Genomic DNA, 20,865 nt, shown 5'->3' on the forward strand with positions numbered 1-20,865 from the left:
CGGCTTCCCGCATTCCGGCGCTCGCGAGTCGGCCCTCATGGTTCGATAGGCTCACCATGAGGCCCTCATCCTGAGCCTATCGAAGGATGAGGAGGCGCGCGGCCCCGGAAACCCTTGATCTCGTTGTTTTCCGGCGTCTTTCTGCACCGGTTGAGGGCCGCCGTCAACCGCGGGCCTGTCCCATCGGGCGGTTTGGCGCTATGCTCGCCGCGCCATGCCATCGCTCTCCCTGCTTCTGCCCGATCTGGCGACTCTTGCCCCATTCCTGCTCGCCAGCCTGGCGCTGAACCTGACGCCGGGCGCCGACATGGCCTATGTGGCGACGCGGAGCGTGAGCCAGGGCGCGGGCGCCGGCGTGGTGTCGGCGTTGGGCGTTTCCACGGGCGGGATGATCCACACGGCCGCCGCGGCTGTGGGGCTGTCCGCCGTGCTCCTGCATTCGGAGCTGGCCTTCACGGTGATCAAATATGCCGGCGCCGGCTATCTGATCTATCTCGCCTGGCGGATGCTGCAGGCGGGCGGTTCGGCGGAGGGTGCGGTGGCGCGGCCGCCGATCGGCCTCATGCGCGTCTATGCCGAGGGCGCGCTGACCAACCTGCTGAACCCGAAAGTCGCGCTGTTCGTCCTGGCCTTCCTGCCGCAGTTCATCGACCCGGCGAAGGGCGCGGTGGCGTGGCAGATTCTGTTCCTTGGCCTACTCTTCAATTTCGGTGGAACGCTGGTCAACACCGTCGTGGCCGTGTCAAGCAGCGCCGCCGGACGGCGGCTCAAGGGCTCTCCCCGGTTCGGCCGGGTAATGCGACGGCTCGCCGCCCTCGTCTTCATCGGCCTCGCCGTCAGGCTCGCAACGAGCGGGCGGAACTAGAATCTTCAAGCGCAGCAAGGCGGAAACAATGCATATCGACGACGAACACACGATCGCTTCGGTGGAGGCGCTGGCGCAGCTCTACGACCCGCCGAGCGAGCGTGTGCGACTGAAAGAAATCGATCACCTGGATGGGATCTGCCGGGCGTTCATCGCCGCGTCGCCATTCCTTCTGCTGGCGACATGCGGCAAGAGCGGCGCCATGGACTGCTCCCCGCGCGGCGACCAGCCCGGCTTCGTCGAAGTGGCGGACGATAAGACGCTGCTGATCCCGGACCGCAGGGGGAACAACCGGATCGACAGCCTGCGGAACATCGTCGAGAACCCGGCCGTCGGCCTTCTCTTCCTCGTCCCCGGCGTCAACGAGACCTTCCGCGTGAATGGCCGGGCGAGAATCAGCACCGATCCTGCCCTGCTCGCGCGCTTCGCCGTTGTGGGCAAGGCGCCGAAATCCGTCCTCGTCGTGACCGTGGCGGAGGTGTTCGTTCAGTGCGCCCGCGCCCTCGTGCGCTCGGAGCTGTGGAACCCGGAGAGGCACATCCGACGCGCCGACCTGCCCAGCATCGGCACCATCCTCGCCGCGCATACCGGCGGCAAGGTGGACGCGACCGCATATGACGCCGAAGCGGCGCCGAAGACGGCACAGACGCTGTACTGACAGGTACCGATCTCGCAATTCGAGCACCGGCCAGGAACTGGGCCGGAACCAGCCCGGCCTCGGCGTGTTCCCCTCAAGCATCGATCGGGATTCCGTTTGCCCCGACGGTTGCGCTCTCCGCGCGGGAGGTACCATGGCCGCCTTGCCCCTTCCAAAGCCTCAATCGCGCAACGCGCATCTCCTGCTCGGCGCCACGGCAGCCGCGCTAGCGCTCACGCTGCCGCGACGGAGCAACTGGCGCCTGCCACTCGCCGCGCTCGGCGCCGCGGAGGTCGGCTGGGCCCTGCTGCGGGCTCCGTCCCCGGCGGTCCCCGAGAGGGCTCGGGAGGCGGCGCCCGAACTCGTCCGCAGCGCAATGGTCGAGGGCATCCTCATGCGATGGGAAGAGCATGGCGAGCGGAGCGGGAGCCTGCCGGTCGTCATGGTGCATGGTTTGCCGACGCACCCGCGTGCTTGGCGGTACGTCATTCCACAGGTGGTGCGCGATGGCGTGTGCTGTCTCGCCTGGGAGCAGGTCGGGTTCGGCTGGTCCTTGGCGGAGGGCCTGGGCCGGGATCTTTCGATCCCAGCCCAGGCCGCATACCTGCGCGCTTGGCTGCGCCATCTCGGCATCGATCGAGCCCTGTTCGTGGCTCACGATTACGGTGGGGGAGTCGTCCAGCACCTTGCGGCGGCCCGCCCCGACCTCTTCATGGGCCTGGTGCTGACGGATTGCGTCGCCTATGACAACTGGCCGGTCACGGCGGTCCGCACGGCCCGAGCGCTGAGTGGCGTCATCGAGCGCCTGCCCCCAGCGATGGTTAAGCCTTTGTTCCTGGCGGCGCTGGCCAATCTCGGCCACGACGATGCAGCGCGCGGCGCCGAGTCCGCGGCATTGCACTGGCAGCCCTACGCTCGTCCTATCGGGCCCATCGCCTTCGCCCACCAGCTCCGCCACTTCAGCGCCCGAGACACGCTGGCCGTCGCACCGGCGCTGCCGCACCTCGATCTACCGGTTCGCATCGTCTGGGGCGAGAAGGACCCGTTGGGACTGTGGTCGGCCGAGCGTCTGGCCGCCGATCTGCGGGCGCCGCTGCAGGTCATCCCCGGCGGGCGCCACTTTACCCTGGAGGACCATCCGGACATCATCGCTGATGCCGTGCATGCCATCCTTTCGGAGGTCAAGTCGGGGAGCAAACGCGTAGCGGGTTAGCGAGGGCACCTGTACCGGGTCCGACAGGCTAAAGGCTTCGCGGTGGTGACTCGTTCGCCTGAACAACTGTCGCGGCGCGCGGATTTCCCGGAAAACTGGGACAGCCGGCGAACGAGTACGCTATCGCAAGTCGTGTATGGTCAGCCGGCGCGGCGCCAGGTCGTGCCCGTCGGGCTGTCTTCGAGGATAACGCCATCGCCGGCAAGCTCATCCCGGATGCGGTCCGCCTCGGCGAAGTTGCGGGCCTTCCGCGCGGCCATGCGGGCGGCGATTCTCTCTTCGATCTGGTCGGCCGTCGGGCCGGCCTCCGCGGTCGCCCCCCGCAACCAGGCCTCCGGGGCCTGCTGCAAGATCCCGAGGAGCCCGCCGGAAGCGAGCAAAGCGCTTTTGAGATGCGCCTTCTCCCCGTCCCCGGCCGCCTTGTTCAGCCTAGTCACCAGCTCGTGCAGATGCGAGAGCGCCAGCGGCGTGTTGAGGTCGTCCTCCAGCGCGGCCATGACCTCGCCCGACGGCGCCGCCTCGCCGTCGAGCGGCAGGTCGGCGGCCTTGTCGAGGGCGGTGTAGAAGCGGTCGAGTTCCGTCTTCGCCTCCTTCAGCCCCTCGCGGCTGATGTCGAGCGGCTGGCGATAATGGGCCGAGAGCAGCGCGAGGCGGATCGCCTCGCCGCGATGGCCCTCTTCCAGGAGCTGGCGGACAGTGAAGAAGTTGCCGAGGGACTTCGACATCTTCTCGCCTTCCACCTGAACAAATCCGTTATGCATCCAGATGCGGGCCAAGGGCGCGCCGCCATGGGCGCAGCGGCTCTGGGCGATCTCGTTCTCATGATGCGGAAAAATCAGATCCTGGCCGCCGCCATGGATGTCGAAGGTCTCGCCCAGCAGCCCCTCGGCCATAGCCGAGCACTCGATATGCCAGCCGGGGCGGCCGCGGCCCCAGGGACTGTCCCAGCCGGGCTGGTCGGGCGTGCTCGGCTTCCACAGCACGAAGTCGGCCGGGTGCTTCTTATAGGGCGCCACCTCGACCCGGGCGCCAGCGATCATGTCGTCGAGCGAGCGCTTCGAGAGCTGGCCATAGTCCGCCATCGCCGGGACGTGGAACAGCGCATGCCCCTCCGCCGCATAGGCGAAGCCGCCGGCAATCAGCCGCTCGGTCATCGCGATCATCTGCGAGATATGCTCCGTCGCGCGGGGCTCGTGCGTCGGCGGAAGCGCGTTCAGCGCCGCCATGTCGTCGCGATAGGCGGCCGCGGTACGCTCGGTAAGGGCGCGGATCGCCTCGCCGCTCTCCGCCGCCGCGGCGATGATCTTGTCGTCGACATCGGTGATGTTGCGGACATAGGTGACGGGGTCGGCGCCATAGGCCTGGCGCAGCAACCGGAACAGCGTATCGAAGACGACCACCGGCCGGGCGTTGCCGATATGGGCGAAGTCGTAGACGGTCGGACCGCAGACATAGAGCCGCACCCGCTTCGGGTCGAGCGGTTGAAACGGCTCCTTGCGGCGCGTCAGCGTGTTGTAGAGATGGATCGGCACCGGCTTCCTAACCCGTTTGTCCCGACAGGCGGGCGACGGCCCGCGCGCGGCCGATGAGGGGTAACAAATTCTTCAGTTCCGGTCCATGCTCGCGGCCGGTGAGCGCCAGGCGGAGCGGAAGAAACAGGGCCTTGCCCTTGCGCCCGGTCGCCTCGCGCACCCGGGCGGTCCAGGCGCCCCAGACCTCCTGGTCCCAGGGCTCCGACGGCAGCAGGTCGGCCGCCGTCGCGGCGAAGGCCGGATCCTCGATCACCGGCGTCACCGGGCCGTGGCAGACCTGCGCCCAGTCGGCAATCTCAGCCAGGGTGGCGATATTGCCGCGCACCGCCTGCCACAGCTCCTCGTCGACCTGCGCCAGCCCCATCGCCTCCAGCCGCGCACGCACGGCCGCGAACGGCGTCTCATGCAGCAGCCGCGCGTTGAGATGCGCAAGCTCCGCCGGGTCGAAGCGCGGCGCGGCGCGGCCGAAGCGGGAGATGTCGAAGCCCTGGACCAGATCATCGAGGCCGAGCTTCGGCTCCACCGAGTCGGCGGTGCCGATCCGCGCGAGATAGCTGTTGATCGCCATCGCCTCGGTGCCCTGCTCGCGCAGCGCGTCGATCGACAGACTGCCCAGCCGCTTCGACAGCCCCTCGCCCGCCGCATCGCTCAACAGCGGCAGATGGGCGAAGGCCGGCGGCTCTGCGCCCAGCGCCCGGAAGAGCTGGATCTGAGCGCCGGTGTTGGTGATGTGGTCGCTGCCGCGGATCACATGACTGACGCCGAACGCGATGTCGTCGACGACCGACGGCAGCGTGTAGAGATAGCTGCCATCCTCGCGGACCAGAACGGGATCGCTCTGGCTCGCCTCGTCGATCTGCTGCTCCCCGCGCACCAGATCGGTCCAGGCGACGCTTTCGCGCGCTAGAAGAAAGCGCCAATGGGGCCGGCGCCCTTCGGCTTCCAGCCGCTGCCGGTCGGCATCGGTCAGCGCCCGCGCGGCACGGTCATAGACGGGTGGCCGGCCGCGCTGGAGCTGGCTTTTGCGCTTCAGGGCAAGCTCCTCAGGCGTCTCGTAGCAGGGATAAAGGCGGTCGGCCGCCTTCAGCGTCGCCACGGCCGTATCATACCGCTCCATCCCCTCCGACTGGCGGGCGAAGCGATTCCACGCGAGGCCCAACCAGCGCAGATCCGCCTCGATGCCCTCGGCGAACGCGGCGGTCGAGCGCTCACGGTCGGTGTCGTCGAGGCGCAGCAGGAACTCGCCGCCGCGGGAGCGCGCGAATAGCCAGTTCGCCAGCGCGATATAGATGTTGCCGACATGAAGGCGCCCCGTCGGGCTCGGCGCGAAGCGGACGAGGACGGTCATGACATCTCCGGCCCGGCAGAGCGGATGAAGGCGTTGGTAATCGGGTAGCGGCGGTCGCGGCCGAAGGCGCGGCGGGTGATCTTGACGCCGGGAGGCGCCTGGCGGCGCTTGTACTCGGCGCGGTCGAGCATTCGCCAGACGGCGTTAACTGTCGCGCGGTCATGGCCGCGGGCGACGATCTCGTCGATGGCCATATCCGCCTCCACCAGGCACTGCAGGATCGCGTCGAGCCGGTCATAGGGCGGCAGCGTATCCTGGTCCGTCTGGTTCGGCTTCAGCTCGGCCGTCGGGGGCTTCGTGATGATCCGCTCCGGCATCACGCGCCCCTCGGGCCCGCGCGCGCCCTCCGGCCGCTGCTGGTTGCGCCACCGGGCGAGCGCGAAGACGGTCGTCTTGTAGACGTCCTTCAGTACCGAGAAGCCGCCGCACATGTCGCCATAGAGCGTGGCATAGCCGACCGACATCTCGGACTTGTTGCCGGTCGACAGCACCATGGGGCCGAACTTGTTCGACAGCGCCATCAGGGTCATGCCGCGCGCGCGGCTCTGGATGTTCTCCTCCGTGATGTTCGGCGCAGAGTTCGCGAAGCTCGGCGCCAGCATCTCGTCGAAGGCCTGCATCGCCGGCGCGATCGAGACGCTGTCGAGGCGGACGCCGAGCAGGCTCGCGCAGGCAGCCGCATCCTCGAGGCTGTCGGGACTCGTGTAGGGCGACGGCATCATCACCGTCCAGACTCGCTCGGCCCCCAGCGCATCGACGGCGACGGCCGCCGAGAGGGCCGAGTCGATTCCGCCGGAGAGGCCAAGCAGAACGCCCGGAAAACGATTCTTCTCGACATAGTCCCGCAGCCCCAGGACCATCGCGTGATAGATCTGCGCCAATCCGTTGTAATCGTCCGCGGGCGGCAGCTTGATCTCGGCCGGCTCGCAGCGCCAGCCCTCGCCCTCGCGGCGCCAGCGGGTAAGCGCGAGATGCTCGCGCCAGGAGGGAAATTGCGCGCGCAGGCTGCAATCGGCATCGAGCACGAAGGAGGCGCCGTCGAACACCAGCTCGTCCTGGCCGCCGACCTGGTTCACATAGACGAGCGGCAGCCCGGATTCGGTGATTCGCGCCACGGCGAGGTTCAGGCGCTTATCCTGCTTGTCATGCTCGTAGGGGCTGCCGTTCGGCACCAGGAGGATCTCGGCGCCGGACTCGGCCAGGCACTCGACGATGTCCGGCGACCACATGTCCTCGCAGACCAGCACACCGAGCCGCACGCCGCGGAAGTTCACCGGCCCCTGCGGGGGGGCGGCAGCGAAGACCCGCTTCTCGTCGAACACGCCATAGTTAGGCAGGTCGGATTTGAACCGTGTCGCCGTGATCTGACCATCGGCCAGCAGCAGGGCGGCGTTGTAGAGCTTGCCATCCTCGCGCCAGGGCGTACCCACCAGCATCGCCGGCCCGCCATCGGCCGTCTCCGCCGCCAAGCCGCGTACTGCGGCGACACAGGCTTCCTGCAGGGTCGGGTTCAGCACCAAGTCCTCTGGCGGATAGCCGCAGACCACCAGCTCGGTGGTCAGCATCAGGTCCGCACCCAGCTCGGCTGCCTGCCGCCTGGCCGCGCGCAGCTTGGCAATATTGCCGGCGATGTCGCCAACAGTGGGGTTGAGCTGCGCAAGGGCGATGGCGAGGCGGTCGGTCATGTCGTCCGGCGATTTTGTCAGGAGTCGTGACAGGACAGATATAACATGCGCGCGATCCGCACCAGGGGCGGCATGGGCCGGCAACGAGAAGGGTTGCCCTCCTCACTCGGCAAGTAAATAATGCTCAGCTCAGAACACTTCGCGACTGCAGTCAAAGCACCTTGGAAAGCCCCAGTTAGGTCGTTTTAGCGTTAATGCGCGTTCAGCCGTTTGAAAGATTTTTACGATATTATTGGAATTATGCACATCCGAGTGCAAATTTCCTGATCACCGGGCCGAGCAAGAGACCCGGACCAGGGAGGGTCATCTTCGCGCCGACCGCGATCATTACGAGAATTGACCGGCGAATTCTTGGGCTCGTCGGAAGCTATTCGGTCTTCAGGTGAGGCGTTGAAGGCAGAATTCTGTAGAATGACATTAACCGGGCGGGATCCCTAGGGGGTCGCGGCGATCGGATCGATCGGCTGCGGGCCCACCGCATAGGCTCGCCAGCCACCGCGCAGCGTTGGACGCCGTTGGAGGTGGAGGAGCAAGATGGCGGTTCGAGTTGGATTTAGCCGCAGCTTCGAGGCCGGCGCGGCTGCCAAGGCGTGCGCCGGACCGATCCGGGCGCTGGGGCAAGCCTCGTGGGGCATCGCATTCTGCGGCGGTAAGCACAATCCCGAAGCCTTCTTGAAGGCGCTAAAGGCGGAGCTGGGAGACATACCGATCGTCGGCGGGTCTGCGGCGGGCGCAATAACGCGCGCCGGCATCGGCTATGGCGGGTTGGAAACCGCCGTCGCCGGCTTCTTCGACATGGAAGAGCCGCCCTTCATCACCGTGACAAAGCGGCTTGGAGAGGGCGAACAGATGGCCGGCCGCGAGCTTGGCGAAGCTGTCAGATCGCAGGCACCGGACGGGCGCGTCGTCCTCCTCTTCTACAGTAGCGTCGCCGCGACCGCACCACTTCGCCTTCATCCGGGAAGCCCGCTGGTCACCGGCTTCTATGAAGGACTCGGCAACGCAAAGGTGACGCTGATCGGCGCCGGGACGCTGACCGACATGAATCTCAGCAACAGCTGGATCTTCGACGGGACAGGAATGACGACCCATAGTGCGGTCGCGGTCGTGCTCCCGGCCGACCTGTGCGCGGAAACCGCGATCCTGCATGGCTGCGTCCCGGTCAGCAGCTTCATGCAGATTACCAAGGTCCACGGCGCGGAGGTGTATGAGCTCGACGGGCGCCCGGCAGTCCAGGTTCTCGAAGGGATGCTCGGCATCGACTTGGGATCCTGCGGCGCGCAGGAACTGTCCCTCATCGCGACCTTGGGCGAAAAGCATGGCGACCGGTTCGCGCCATATGACGAGAACGCCTATGTCAATCGACTGATCCTGAACGCGAATCCGAGCACGGGGTCGATCACGCTCTTCGAGCCTGATTTCAGCAACGGGGCAATCGTCCAGGTCATGTCGCGCGACAACGCCCTGATGATCGAGTCGGTGCGAAAGGGCACCGAGGAGATCCTGCGCCGGACCGCCGGCCGGGACGGACAGGTGGCGCTTTATATCGACTGTGCCGGACGGGCGAGCGCACGCAGCGGCGCACCGGTCGAAGAGGCTGACGTCATGCTGCAGAGCTTCAAGTCGGATATGCCGCTGATCGGACTCTACTCAGGCGTCGAGATCGCCCCCGTGAACGCTCAGAGTCGTCCGCTCGATTGGACAGCGGTTCTCACCGTCCTCTATCGTGGCGGATGATGATTCCGGCGGATACCCCGATGTCGCATGACCGGCTCGTCCAGGAGCTGGATTACTATCGTCGTGAATGCAATGATCTCGGCGCGCGCGTGCTGCGCCTGCAAGAGGAGCAGAGCCGGGCCTTTCGGGAGGCGCGGCGCAGCCGGACGGTGGCCAGGCTGATCCGAGAGGCCTACAAGCTCGTCGATCGAACCAACGAGATCGACGAGATCGGCGCCTTGATGCTCGATATCATCGTCAACAATACGATTTGCGACCGTGCCGCCTTCCTCCAGCGCAAGGGGCGCGACGAATTCGCGGTCACCCACCTCGTCGGCTTCGAGGACGAAAGGACACCGACGACGCTCGTCCTCCCCTCCGCGCCCCTCTTCTTCTACACGACCTCGCAGACGCCGATGGAGTCGCCCGCCAGCGAGCTGACGCGGCTTCTCCGGCTGCCCTATGTCCTCTGGGCCTTCGACGCCGGCAGCGCCTTCGCCCTGATCCTGGGGAACCGCTCCGAAGGCAATGTGAGCCGCCCCTTCGAACCGGGGGACCAGGAGCTGATCGAGGGCGCGCTCAGCGTCTATGCCGATATCGTCTATCGGAAGCGGACGGAGGGCGATCTCCGAGCGGCGAAACGCGAGGCCGATACGGCGCGCGCGGCGCAGGCATCCTTCCTTGCGAGCCTAAGTCACGAGCTCCGGACGCCGCTCAACGCCATTATCGGCTTTTCCGAGGTGATTCGAGATCAGATCCTCGGCCCGAACGGCAAGCTGAAGCATCAGGAATATGCCGCGCACATCCACGACAGCGGCACGCATCTTCTCTCGCTGATCAACGACATCCTCGACCTTTCCAAGCTGGAGAAGGAAGGGGAAATTCCGCTCAATGAGGAGGGCTTCGACGTTACGGGCGTCGTGGACCGGGCGGTCAGGGACGCGTTGCCGATTGCGCAGGAGAAGGGCCTCTCGGTCGAAACATCAATCCCCGCGCAACTGCCACAGCTCTTCGCCGATCCCCGGCGCATCAGACAGATTCTCACCAACCTCCTGAGCAACGCAGTCAAGTTCACGCCCAGCGGCGGCAAGATCGTGCTCAGCACCCGAATCGAGGATCGTCAAGGCTTGTTGATCGAGATCGCGGACACCGGCATCGGGATGACCGCGCAGGAGATTCCGCGGGCGCTCGCGCCCTTCGGCCAAATCCAGAATGTCTACAGCCGCGAGCACAAGGGCACCGGTCTGGGACTGCCGATCTGCAAGGCGCTTGTCGAACTCCATGGCGGCAGCTTCGAAGTCGCCAGCGTACCGGGACAGGGAACCACCGTGACGATTCGGCTGCCGCCCGACCGCCTCGTCCCCTCCCCTTGAGATCAGCCCGCTCGTTGAGATCAGCCTGCTCGATCAGATCGAGATCAGACCCCTTTGTCCTGAATGGCCGGGGGCTCAAAGACGGATAGCGTTTCCAGGGTTCCGTCGATCGCGGTGAAGAGCCCCCAATACTCGAAGTAATTGATCGGGAATCCGGCGCAGCCCTGATCCTGATCCTTCTGCCGTTCGTGAATGTAGCTCGCCCATCGCTTGGATGCCGGCCGGCGGTGATGATAGTCGTGGCAGGGCGCATCGCCGACGAGCACGAACACCCTCACGAAGAGATGCACCGTCAACATCTCCGCCCACCATCCGCCCCAGGCCAGGACGCCGGCCAAAGAGGCCGGCCGACAAGCGGGCAGGGCGGCTCCCGGAAAGACGCCCGCCGTCGCGTTTGAGATGAACTCCTTGTTCCGGGCTTCGACCAGCTGCCGGTGCGGAAAGCGGTGCTCGCACAGGATTCTCAGTGCGGTCGCGATCTGGAAGAGCACCGTGAAGGGAATCAACCAGACGACGGCGAATTCCAGGAAGACTCCGGCGCCCCAGGCCGTTGCGATCACGGCGGCCCAGAACGCCGCGCCGGCCCAGTTCTGAACGCGGTCATGGGTGAGAAGGCAGCTCTGCACGCGCAGGACGAAAAGGCGGAAGTGGGACATCGGCGATAGAAGGGAACTGATGACGCGGTGGTACAGCTCCTCCTTCGCGAGGCCCGGCTTCAATCCGCAAGATCCGAAAAGGAATTGGGCGAACTCGTCCTCCTCGGTCAGCAGCCGCTTCGCGCTGTGATGCAGCATATGCTCCTTCTGGTAGACGTCGAAATGCTTGATCAGAAGAAAGACGGAGAGGACCGATCCTAAGCGGCGATTCCGCTCGCGCGTTCCGAGCACCGTTCCGTGCGCGCAGTGGTGGTAGATGGTGACCTGCAGCTTGCCGAGCCCCGCCGTCGTGACAATCAGGGCAACCGGCAGGAAGACCATCAGAAAGAGTGGTCCGAGAAGAATCGCGACGCTCAGCGCAACCCCGGCGAGCAGGCAGACGATCGCCGTCACGAAATGATAGATCGCCGTATGCGCGCGGTACGCCTCGCCGGGCGCGGGCTTCGCCGTGAGCCAGGTCAAGAAGGGTTGAACCGCAGCTGGCAGTCGACGCGCCATCTCCAGACGTGGATCCGATCGCGCCGCGTCAACAACGCCGGACGTATCCCGTGTTGCTGTGCTCCAGGCATCTGCCGCGATGCTCATCGGAGCCCCCCATGCCCAAGAAGATCGTTATAATTTAGCTAAAATGTACCTCATTATGGGAAAGAATTTTAGCTTAATTTTGCCCTTATTCTTGACAAATGAGAAAGTCCCTTGAGAATCAATGGCGTTCCATTAATGTTCTCCACTGCATTTCATAATTGCCGCCGCAGCCGAGACGAAGGCGACTGGCTCCCCAGCTGCGGCACCGATGACATGAAGGCAGGACGGCTGCAAATCGACACACGCGCGACGCGCTGGGCGCGCCTTCACCATCGCCCCGATGATCGATGTCGACCTGCAACCTGGGATTGATAAATGACACGTTGGCGATAGCAGGCCGACGCCCTCAAACGCCTACCGCATCACCTGGCCAAACGGGTCCATGAATTGTTGCCGCGGAACCGGACCGCACCGACGGAGATCATGCCGGCCGTGTGAAGAGAGCTCAGAAGAGGTCTTTCGCCCGACGCAGCCCCTCTTCGGTCAGGATCACCGATTTCGACCTGCTTCACCGGATCCGCAATCATCCCCTTCCGGCGCAAGCAATCCAACATATTCCAGCCGAAGCCATTCCAAGCGCGATGTTCGTCGTGAAGGGTCGGTCATAAAGGCGCAAGAGCCGCATCGTCGATCGTCTCCGTATCGATCTCCATGCGACAACCCCATCACCCGACGCCGGGCCGTACCCTACCCGGCATTCAAGATCACGACTTCGACGCGGCGGTTCATCTGCCGCCCCTGGCTGGTGCTGTTGACGGCGACCGGGGATATTTCGCCGAGCCCTTGCGTCTCGATGCGGCTGGGATCGACGCCGTGGATAACGAGAGCGGTGCGAACGGCTTCGGCCCGCTGCTCCGACAAAGCGAGGTTGTAGGCATCGCTGCCGGTGCTGTCCGTATAACCCTCGATCCGCACCTTCTGCTCGGGGTGATCGTTCAGGAAAGTCGCGAGCTGGTCGATCGTGGACTGAGCGCCCGGGGCCAGCTCCGCACTATCGGTGCGAAAGAGGAAATTGCTGAGCGTGACCACGAGCCCGCGGGATGTCTGTTCCGCCCGCAGGGCCGCAAGCTCCTGCTCCAACTGCTGCGTGCGTGCGGTCTGATCGGCGGTGAGGATGGCCTCCCGGGTCTGGCTGAAGGCCGCCGTCTCCTCTGCGACAGCGACCTGTTGGGAGGCCAGATAGGCGCGGTGGGCCGCCTCGTCTTCCTCGCCCTCCTCCTGGGCGGCTTCCGCGCGGCTCAGGAGAGCTCTGGCCTGATCCAGCTCGCTCGTTGCGTGCTCGACGACGGCCGGGTCCTGCGTCGCGGCGTTGTAGCTGCTTTGCGCCCGCTGCACTGCAGGATTTGGCCCCGAGGTGGCGCAAGCGCTCAGCGCAATCATCGCAATAAGCGGCACCGCTCGTGCGAGTGGGCCGAGGCTATCGGACAACAGCATTGCCAATCTCCCATCTCCCAAAAACCTGCGGAGTCGCCCTGACTGGGCTATTCATGGTCTGGTCAGGGCAAACCTGCTTCGGGCGTTTCATAGAGATCCGGCTGCTCGCGCTGGATCTCCTCGAGCGTCGTATCGCCCTCCTGAACAAGCGTCAGCACGGCTTCGGCCGCCGCCGTGCGCGACATTGCGGAGGCGAGGCGAGCATCGATTTCGGCCTGCTCCGCCAAGCGGCGGGCATCGGTATAGTGCTCGTCGCGGTTCGCCGCCTCGGCCTGGGCGAGCTTCTCTCGAGCGAGAATGAACTGCTGCGGCGCGCGTTCGGCGGCGCCGTCGCGCGTCGCCTCGTCCATGGCCGAGCGCGCGAGCGCCAGCTCCGTCTCGGGCGGCGTTCCCCCGGCGCAGCCGGCGAGCAGCGCCGCGCCGGCGACCGTCACGAAGATACGGCCGCATGCCTGCATTCTGCCGAACAGAACCGTCTTCATGATGCGCACCTCGCCCTCTGCATTGGCCCGTAACAAGAAAACTCGAACAGCCGAAATATCGAACCTGCACGCGGCGCCGTCGTCTTGCCGAATCGGCACGGCTGCACGATCGATCTCTAAAAGACTCTAGTAAGTCTTTCCGCAAGCGCGACCCGCACCGACACTCGATTTGGCGATAAAAATCGTGGCAGGCGTCGGTAGAGAAGCCATGCCGGCGCGTACTCTCGATGAGCGGGGGATCTCTTCGCGTTCTGCCGGCTGAGCCAAGGAAACGCGGCCCCGCCCGTCCCTACTTCCGCAGCAGGAACTCGCGGCCGGCCTTCACCAGGGATTTGCCGTCATATTCGATGATGTCGGCGGTGGCATAGGTTTCGGTCCAGCGCTGCGGCAGGTAGGAGCCGGTACCGATCACGTCGATCGGCGCGCCGGCCTCCGCCATCACCTTGCATTTGGCCGGGTCGAAGCCCGAAGAAACGACGATCTTGACCTTGGCGTAGCCGTTCTTGTCCAGCACCTCGCGCAGATGGTGAATCGCCGCGGCGGAGACGCCGGCGCCGACCAGATAGCGAAGCTCGGCTTCGTTGCGGTAGCCGCGGATCGCCCGCGGTGCATGATGCTCGAGCACGGCGTAGGAGGCGGAAGGGTCGAGGCCCTCGATGAAGCGGCTGCCCGGCGTATCGAGCCGCATCGACACGCGGCCCTGCGCCACCAGCTCTGGAAAGCGGCGGCACACCTCCAGCGAATCCGTCACCTCGCGGCCGAAGAAATCGACCAGCACGGTGAGATCGTCGTCGGGGAAGGCTTCGTGGAACATCTCGGCGGCGCGCAATGTCGAGCCGGCATAGCCGATGAAGGCGTGCGGCATCGTACCCTTGGCGCCCGTCTGGCCGAAATAATGTGCCGTGGCGGCGGTCGCGTTGGCGGTGAAGCCACGGGCGTCCACCTTGCGTTTGGCCCGCGCCGAACCGACGCTGGCCGCATAGGCCATGATCTCCGCCATCTCCAGCCCGGCGCAATGGCGCGCATCCATCGCCAGGAAGGCGACCTTCGGCAGGTCGGCGCACATGGTGTAGGCGTTGAAGGCGGCGACGCAGGCGGGCCCCAGCTTCTGCAGCAGGATGGTTTCGAGGTCGACCAGATGATAGAGCGAACCCGTGATGTAGAGGATCGGCTCGCCGGCGCCGACCCACTTGCCCTCTGGATAGTTGAGCTCGATCTTGAATTCGGTGCCGCGTGCCGCGGCGACCTCGTTCAGCCAGTCGACGGCAAGCCGCGGCGCCGAGATCACCGGCCGGCGCATGAAAACCGCATAGGTGACCGTCTTGTCGCCGAAGCGCCCGACCGCCTCCCTGGTGCGCAGGAAGTAGTGATCGGTCCAGGCGGGTATCTCGCTGAGGTCGGGCTGCATGGCCACCCTTTCGGGCCCCGCCTTGTCCCTTACGAGGTTACGAAGCGTGGGCGATCGACCGCATGGCCGATTGCCCCTGGACGGACTGACCATGGGTCGCCCGCTCCTGCTTCAGCCCCTCGGCGATGAGGAAGGCCAATTCGAGCGCCTGGCTGGCGTTGAGCCGCGGGTCGCAATGGGTGTGGTAGCGGTCGGCGAGCGCCTGCTCGCTGATCGCCTGGGCGCCGCCGATACACTCGGTCACGTCCTGCCCGGTCATCTCGAAATGAACGCCGCCGGCATGCGTGCCTTCGGCCCGGTGGACGGCGAAGAAGCCCTTCACCTCGGCGAGAATCCGGTCGAACGGCCGCGTCTTGTAACCGGTCGAGGATTTGATCGTGTTGCCGTGCATCGGATCGCAGGACCAGATGACCTTGGCCCCGGCGCGCTGCGTCGCGCGGATCAGCGCCGGCAGCTTTGCCTCGACCTGTTCGTGGCCCATGCGGGCGATCAGGGTGAGGCGCCCCGCCTCGTTCGCCGGGTTCAGCACGTCGATCAGCCGCAACAGCTCGTCCGACGTCATGGACGGGCCGCATTTGAGGCCGATCGGGTTGCCGACGCCGCGCAGATACTCGACATGCGCCCCGTCGATCTGTCGGGTGCGGTCGCCGATCCACAGGAAGTGGGCCGAGCAGCCGTACCACCGGCCGGTCAGGCTGTCGATGCGGGTCAGGGCTTGCTCATAGGGCAGCAGCAGCGCCTCATGGCTGGTGAAGAATTCCGTTTCACGGATCTGCGGCGTCTTCTCGGCCGTCAGGCCGCAAGCGGCCATGAAGTCGAGCGTTTCGCTCAGCCGATCAGCGAGCGCGGCATAGCGGTGACCCTGAGGGCTGTCGGCGACAAAATCGAGGGTCCAGCGATGCACCTTGTGCAGGTCGGCGAAGCCGCCCTGGGCGAAGGCGCGCAGCAGGTTCAGCGTCGCCGCCGCCTGATTATAGCTCTGGACCAGCCGTTCCGGATCGGGAGTCCGCGCGGTCGCCTCGAACTCGATCCCGTTCACGATGTCGCCGCGATAGCTCGGCAGCTCGACGCCGTCGACCGTCTCGGTCGCGGCGGAGCGCGGCTTCGCGAACTGACCCGCCATGCGGCCGACCTTGACCACCGGACAGGCGGCGCCGAAGGTCAGCACCACCGCCATCTGCAGCAGCACGCGGAAGGTATCGCGGATATTGTCGGCCCGGAACTCGGCGAAGCTTTCGGCGCAATCGCCGCCTTGCAGCAGGAAGGCGCGGCCCTCCGCCACGTCGCCAAGCGCCTCGGTAAGCCGTCGCGCCTCGCCGGCAAAGACCAGCGGCGGAAAGGATTTGAGGCGCCTCTCGACGTCGTCCAGCCGGGCTTGATCCGGATAATCCGGAGCCTGGCTGATCGGCTTGGTCCGCCAGCTGTCGGCGCTCCATTTCGCGGTCATGTCCGGCCTTTCGGTTCCTGTTCTGTAACGCGGATCAAACGGGTATACGCTGGAATAGTAGGCTTTTCAACAAAGCCAAGGCAGCGGTTTTTTTGCCGTCGCTGCATTTACCATGATGGGGATCGGGCGGACACGAAGGGTCGGCCCCCTACTCCGCCGCCTCCGCCACCGGGTCGGGCTGCTTGGTGCGCATCAGCACGAACTCCTCGGCGGCGCTCGGGTGAATCGCGACGGTCTGGTCGAACTGGGCCTTGGTCGCGCCCATCTTCACGGCGATCGCGATGCCTTGGATGATCTCCGGCGCGTCGGCGCCGACCATGTGGGCGCCCAGCACCCGCTGGCTCTCGCGGTCGACGACCAGCTTCATCATTGCCTTCTCCTCGCTGCCGGTCAGCGTGTGCCGCAACGGCCGGAAGGTGGATTTGTAAATGTCGACCGCGCCGAAGCGGCGGCGCGCCTCGGCCTCGCTCAGGCCGACAGTGCCGACCGGCGGTTGGCTGAACACGGCCGAGGCGATGCAGTCGTGGTCCATCGCCCAGGGCCGCTCGCCATAGAGCGTATCGGCGAAGGCGGCGCCCTCCTTGATCGCGACCGGCGTCAGGTTCACCCGGTTGGTGCAGTCGCCGATCGCGTAGATGCTGGGGACCGAGCTGCCGGAGAACTTGTTGACGATTACGGCACCCTCGCCGTCCAGCTTCACGCCGGCCTCCTCCAGACCCAGGCCCGCCGTCTTCGGCTTGCGGCCAATCGCGTAGAGGATGCAGTCCGCCTCCAGGACCGAGCCGTCGCTGAGCGTGGCGCGGTAGGTGTCACACACCTTCTCCGTCTCGAGAATGATCGTGTGCAGGCGGATATCGACGCCCTTCTTGCCCATCTCCGCGGCCACGCTGGTGCGGATGTCGTCATCGAAGCCGCGCAGGATCTGCTCGCCGCGATAGAGTTGCACGACTTCCGCGCCCAGGCCGTTGAAGATGCCGGCGAACTCGACCGCGATATAGCCGCCGCCGGCGACGATAACGCGGCGGGGGAACTCGGGCAGGTGGAACACCTCGTTCGAGGTGATGCCGTATTCTGCGCCCGGTTCGCGCGGCATGGTCGGCCAGCCGCCGACGGCGACCAGGATCGTCTCCGCCGTGATCCGCCGGCCGCAGACCTCCACGCTGTGCGGATCGACAACGGTCGCGCGCTCCTCGATCAGGGTGACGCTGGCATCGGCCAGAAGCTTCTTATAGATGTCGTTCAGCCGGTCGATCTCGCGGTCCTTGTTGGCGATCAGGGTCGGCCAGTCGAAGGTCGGCTCCGGTACCGCCCAGCCATAGCCTGCGGCATCGACGAAATCCTCGTGGAAATGAGAGGCATAGACCAGCAGCTTCTTCGGAATGCAGCCGCGGATCACGCAGGTCCCGCCGACGCGCGATTCCTCGGCGATGGCAACCCGGGCGCCGTAGGCCGACGCCATGCGCGCTGCCCGCACCCCACCCGAACCGGCGCCGATCACGAAGAGGTCGTAGTCGTATTTGCTCATCGGCTCCTCACGCTTGGCTGCGGCTCACTATAAGGGTCCGACCCTGGGGTCGTCCAACAGTTGGGATCGGAAAAGCCCCGCTCATAGCCCCTCTGCGGAACCGGATCCCTGGCCCGGGGTTGTCGCTTTCGTGGCAGATTGAGGAGGGAGCCATGCGGCGCAAACTCGGCACCCGTCTTCTTCTGGCGATCCTGTCGCTGGCGCTCCCACTCTGCGCATCCGCCGATGCGGCACGGATTTCCGGGGCGACGCTGCCGCCCGAACTGACGGTTTCCGGCCGGACGCTCGAACTCGCCGGGTGCGGAACCCGTGAGCTGATGTTGATGGATCTCTATGCCATCGGCCTCTATGTCCCGCGCCCGCCGTTGCAGCGCCCGCAGATTCTGGATCCGCAGACGACCAAAGCCGTAAGGCTCCAGGTCGTCTATGACGGCACGGTGCCCGACGATATACCTGACGAGTGGCGCGCGCGGCTCACGGACATGGTCCGGCAGGACCTCATACGGACCCTTCAAGGATTCTACCGGGAGATCCGAAGTGGCGACCAGGTGACGATCACCTACACGCCGGATAGCGGGACCACGATTCGGATCAACGGCGAATCCGTTGTCGCCAAGCCGGGCCACGATTTGATTCACGCCATGCTGACACTGTGGATCGGCGACAACGCCATCTCGGGAAATCTGCGCCAGCTTCTGCTGCAAGGGTCCTGCAAGTCGGAAGAAGAGGGGTGGTTCTGAGTGAAGTCTGACAGGCTTCGACCAGGCTCAGCATGGAGGGGCCCATACTGAGCCTGTCGAAGAATGACGCCTCGAAAGACGGGCGGACTCAGATCCCGCCCATGCAGAGATACTTGATCTCAAGGAAGTCATCGATGCCGTATTTAGAGCCCTCGCGGCCGATGCCGGACTCCTTGACGCCGCCGAAGGGCGCGACCTCGGTCGAGATGATGCCGGTGTTGATGCCGACGATGCCGTATTCGAGCGCATCTGCGACGCGCCAGACCCGGCCAATGTCGCGGCCATAGAAATAGGCGGCGAGGCCGAACTCGGTATTGTTCGCCATGGCGATCGCCTCCTCCTCCGTCTTGAAGCGGAACAGCGGCGCGACGGGCCCGAAGGTCTCTTCGCGGGCGACGGCCATAGCCGGCGTCACGTCGGCAAGGATGGTCGGCTCGAAGAAGCTGCCGCCAAGCGCGTGGCGCTTGCCGCCGAGGACCACCCGGGCGCCCTTGCCGACGGCGTCGGAGATATGCTCCTCCACCTTCTCGACCGCCTTCATGTCGATCAGCGGCCCCTGCTGCGTCTCGCCCTTCAGGCCGTCGCCGATCTTCAGCTTTTTCACCGCCGCGGCCAGCTTCTCGGCGAAGGCGTCATAGACGCCATCCTGGACCAGCAGGCGGTTGGCGCAGACGCAGGTCTGGCCGGTGTTGCGGTATTTCGAGGCGATCGCTCCCTCGACCGCCGCGTCGAGATCGGCATCGTCGAAGACGACGAAGGGCGCGTTGCCGCCGAGCTCGAGCGAAACCTTCTTCACCGTGTCGGCGCATTGCTTCATCAGCAGCTTGCCGATCTCGGTCGAGCCGGTGAAGGACAGTTTGCGGACGATCGGGTTCGAGGTCATCTCGCCGCCGATCTCTCTGGCCGAGCCAGTGACGATGTTGAAGATGCCCTTCGGCAGGCCGGCCCGCTCGGCCAACTCCGCCAGTGCCAGCGCCGAATAGGGCGTCTGGGTCGCCGGCTTGACCACCACGGGGCAGCCGGCCGCCAGCGCCGGCGCGCATTTCCGGGTGATCATCGCGTTCGGGAAGTTCCAGGGCGTGATCGCGGCGACGACGCCGATCGGCTCCTTCATCACGACGATGCGCTTGTCCGCCTGATGCGGCGGGATGGTGTCGCCATAGACGCGCTTGGCCTCCTCGGCGAACCATTCGACGAAGGAGGCGCCATAGGCGATCTCGCCCTTCGCCTCGGCGAGCGGTTTGCCCTGCTCCGCCGTCATCAGCACGGCCAGGTCCTCCTGGTTCGCCATCATCAGGTCGAACCATTTGCGCAGGATGTTGGCGCGCTCCTTGGCGGTCTTCTTGCGCCAGGCGCCCCAGGCGGCGTTCGCCGCCTCGATCGCGCGGCGCGTCTCGCCGGCGCCCATGTTCGGGATGGTGCCGAGGGTTTCACCGGTCGCCGGATTGGTGACCTCGACGGTCTTGCCGGAGTCGGCATCCACCCAGGCACCGTCGATGTAGCACTGTTGACGGAATAGACTCGGGTCCCTGAGCGACAGGGATGATTCGGACTTCTTGACAGCCTGCTGCATGACGGCTCCTCACGGGAAATCGGGCCAGATTCAATGGGAATGGGTCCACTATATAGCGACGCCGTGCGACAGGGCAAACGGCGCTCGCGCGTGGATAGCGTCTCGGTTTAGATTTCGGTTCCGGGTGGAAAGCCGTTATTGGCCCGCGGAGGCTTGAAGTGCGCCGCGCCGGCGGTCGCTTCTGCCACAGGCCGTTCCGCCTCTTGATGAGCCGACACCGGTTCGAGACGCATTGCTTGAAGGCCGGACCCGAGGGCCTCGCGCGATAGGCCTCACGACTACTTCGCCTGCCCGGCGACAGTCGCCACATATTCAGCAACGGCGGCGATCTGCTCCTCGCTCAACGTTCCCCCATAGGCGGGCATGACGCCGACCCCGCCGCTCACCGCAGCCCGTACCTGTCCTTCCGTAGGCTTCAGCTCGTCGAGGTTCGGGCCGATGTTTCCAGTGGCACCCGCATCGGCAAGCGTGTGGCAGAGCGAGCATGGCGGCTCGGCGGTCGTAAACACCTGCTTCCCGCGTTCCTCGCCCGCAGCATCTTGCGCATGCGCGGCAAGAGGCGAGAGCGCAAGCATGGCGGAGAGGAGAAAGCGGGCGCAACGCGTTCGCATCCGCGCAGGTTGCGGCATGGAATCTTCCTTTCGGA

General features: G+C 65.6%; 17 protein-coding genes and 1 pseudogene. 6 read left to right on the forward strand and 12 right to left on the reverse strand.

The window, feature by feature from the left end:
• Positions 1–214 precede the first annotated feature (214 nt).
• The 3 genes from DT069_RS08960 to DT069_RS08970 all read left to right on the forward strand — a co-directional run bounded on the left by DT069_RS08960 (position 215) and on the right by DT069_RS08970 (position 2,715).
• Positions 215–865: a LysE family translocator gene (locus DT069_RS08960; RefSeq protein WP_119459955.1), complete on the forward strand. Its 651-nt coding sequence runs from the start codon at positions 215–217 to the stop codon at positions 863–865.
• A 28-nt stretch (positions 866–893) separates the two neighbouring features.
• Positions 894–1,523: a pyridoxamine 5'-phosphate oxidase family protein gene (locus tag DT069_RS08965; RefSeq protein WP_119459956.1), complete on the forward strand. Its 630-nt coding sequence runs from the start codon at positions 894–896 to the stop codon at positions 1,521–1,523.
• 133 nt (positions 1,524–1,656) lie between these two features.
• Entirely contained in the window at positions 1,657–2,715 is a 1,059-nt protein-coding gene (locus DT069_RS08970) for an alpha/beta fold hydrolase (protein ID WP_162913077.1), read from the forward strand.
• A 140-nt stretch (positions 2,716–2,855) separates the two neighbouring features.
• On the opposite strand, the gene cysS is transcribed toward DT069_RS08970, so the two are convergent.
• The 3 genes from cysS to DT069_RS08985 are packed head-to-tail and all read right to left on the reverse strand — an operon-like array spanning position 2,856 to position 7,280.
• Entirely contained in the window at positions 2,856–4,247 is a 1,392-nt protein-coding gene (cysS, locus tag DT069_RS08975; protein WP_119459958.1) for a cysteine--tRNA ligase, read from the reverse strand.
• Between the two features lie 7 nt (positions 4,248–4,254).
• Positions 4,255–5,595 (reverse strand): glutamate--tRNA ligase, encoded by a 1,341-nt coding sequence (gene gltX / locus DT069_RS08980; protein ID WP_119459959.1) that lies wholly within the window; start codon positions 5,593–5,595, stop codon positions 4,255–4,257.
• Entirely contained in the window at positions 5,592–7,280 is a 1,689-nt protein-coding gene (locus DT069_RS08985) for an NAD+ synthase (RefSeq protein WP_119459960.1), read from the reverse strand. Before DT069_RS08985 ends, gltX begins: the two co-directional genes overlap by 4 nt.
• A gap of 534 nt (positions 7,281–7,814) precedes the next feature.
• Here DT069_RS08985 and DT069_RS08990 point away from each other — a divergent pair.
• Both DT069_RS08990 and DT069_RS08995 read left to right on the forward strand, forming a co-directional pair.
• Complete coding sequence (locus tag DT069_RS08990) at positions 7,815–9,017, forward strand: FIST signal transduction protein (protein ID WP_119459961.1); 1,203 nt, start codon at positions 7,815–7,817, stop codon at positions 9,015–9,017.
• Positions 9,018–9,037: 20 nt separating this feature from the next.
• Positions 9,038–10,369, forward strand: a complete 1,332-nt coding sequence (locus DT069_RS08995) for a sensor histidine kinase (RefSeq protein WP_162913078.1) — start codon at positions 9,038–9,040, stop codon at positions 10,367–10,369.
• A gap of 44 nt (positions 10,370–10,413) precedes the next feature.
• On the opposite strand, the gene DT069_RS09000 is transcribed toward DT069_RS08995, so the two are convergent.
• The 7 genes and pseudogenes from DT069_RS09000 to gor all read right to left on the reverse strand — a co-directional run bounded on the left by DT069_RS09000 (position 10,414) and on the right by gor (position 17,906).
• Positions 10,414–11,523, reverse strand: coding sequence for a fatty acid desaturase (locus DT069_RS09000; RefSeq protein WP_162913079.1), 1,110 nt, complete (start codon positions 11,521–11,523; stop codon positions 10,414–10,416).
• A 449-nt stretch (positions 11,524–11,972) separates the two neighbouring features.
• Positions 11,973–12,197: pseudogene (locus DT069_RS25160) on the reverse strand (hypothetical protein); the annotation flags it as partial.
• A 100-nt stretch (positions 12,198–12,297) separates the two neighbouring features.
• A complete protein-coding gene (locus DT069_RS09010) occupies positions 12,298–13,044 on the reverse strand; it encodes an OmpA family protein (protein WP_119459964.1) in 747 nt (248 codons plus the stop codon).
• A gap of 62 nt (positions 13,045–13,106) precedes the next feature.
• Positions 13,107–13,526 (reverse strand): DUF4398 domain-containing protein, encoded by a 420-nt coding sequence (locus DT069_RS09015; protein ID WP_119459965.1) that lies wholly within the window; start codon positions 13,524–13,526, stop codon positions 13,107–13,109.
• Between the two features lie 289 nt (positions 13,527–13,815).
• Positions 13,816–14,934: a nicotinate phosphoribosyltransferase gene (locus DT069_RS09020; protein WP_119459966.1), complete on the reverse strand. Its 1,119-nt coding sequence runs from the start codon at positions 14,932–14,934 to the stop codon at positions 13,816–13,818.
• A 37-nt stretch (positions 14,935–14,971) separates the two neighbouring features.
• Complete coding sequence (locus DT069_RS09025) at positions 14,972–16,381, reverse strand: class II 3-deoxy-7-phosphoheptulonate synthase (protein WP_119459967.1); 1,410 nt, start codon at positions 16,379–16,381, stop codon at positions 14,972–14,974.
• A gap of 148 nt (positions 16,382–16,529) precedes the next feature.
• A complete protein-coding gene (gor, locus tag DT069_RS09030) occupies positions 16,530–17,906 on the reverse strand; it encodes a glutathione-disulfide reductase (protein WP_119459968.1) in 1,377 nt (458 codons plus the stop codon).
• Positions 17,907–18,058: 152 nt separating this feature from the next.
• On the opposite strand from gor, the gene DT069_RS09035 reads away from it, so the two are divergent.
• Positions 18,059–18,646, forward strand: a complete 588-nt coding sequence (locus DT069_RS09035) for a chalcone isomerase family protein (RefSeq protein ID WP_119459969.1) — start codon at positions 18,059–18,061, stop codon at positions 18,644–18,646.
• Positions 18,647–18,734: 88 nt separating this feature from the next.
• On the opposite strand, the gene gabD is transcribed toward DT069_RS09035, so the two are convergent.
• Positions 18,735–20,219, reverse strand: coding sequence for an NADP-dependent succinate-semialdehyde dehydrogenase (gene gabD, locus DT069_RS09040; protein WP_119459970.1), 1,485 nt, complete (start codon positions 20,217–20,219; stop codon positions 18,735–18,737).
• 278 nt (positions 20,220–20,497) lie between these two features.
• Entirely contained in the window at positions 20,498–20,848 is a 351-nt protein-coding gene (gene sorU / locus DT069_RS09045; protein ID WP_425450114.1) for a SorU family sulfite dehydrogenase c-type cytochrome subunit, read from the reverse strand.
• Positions 20,849–20,865 lie beyond the last annotated feature (17 nt).

The sequence above is a fragment of the Virgifigura deserti genome (genome assembly GCA_003576685.1).
Lineage (GTDB): Bacteria > Pseudomonadota > Alphaproteobacteria > Dongiales > Dongiaceae > Virgifigura > Virgifigura deserti.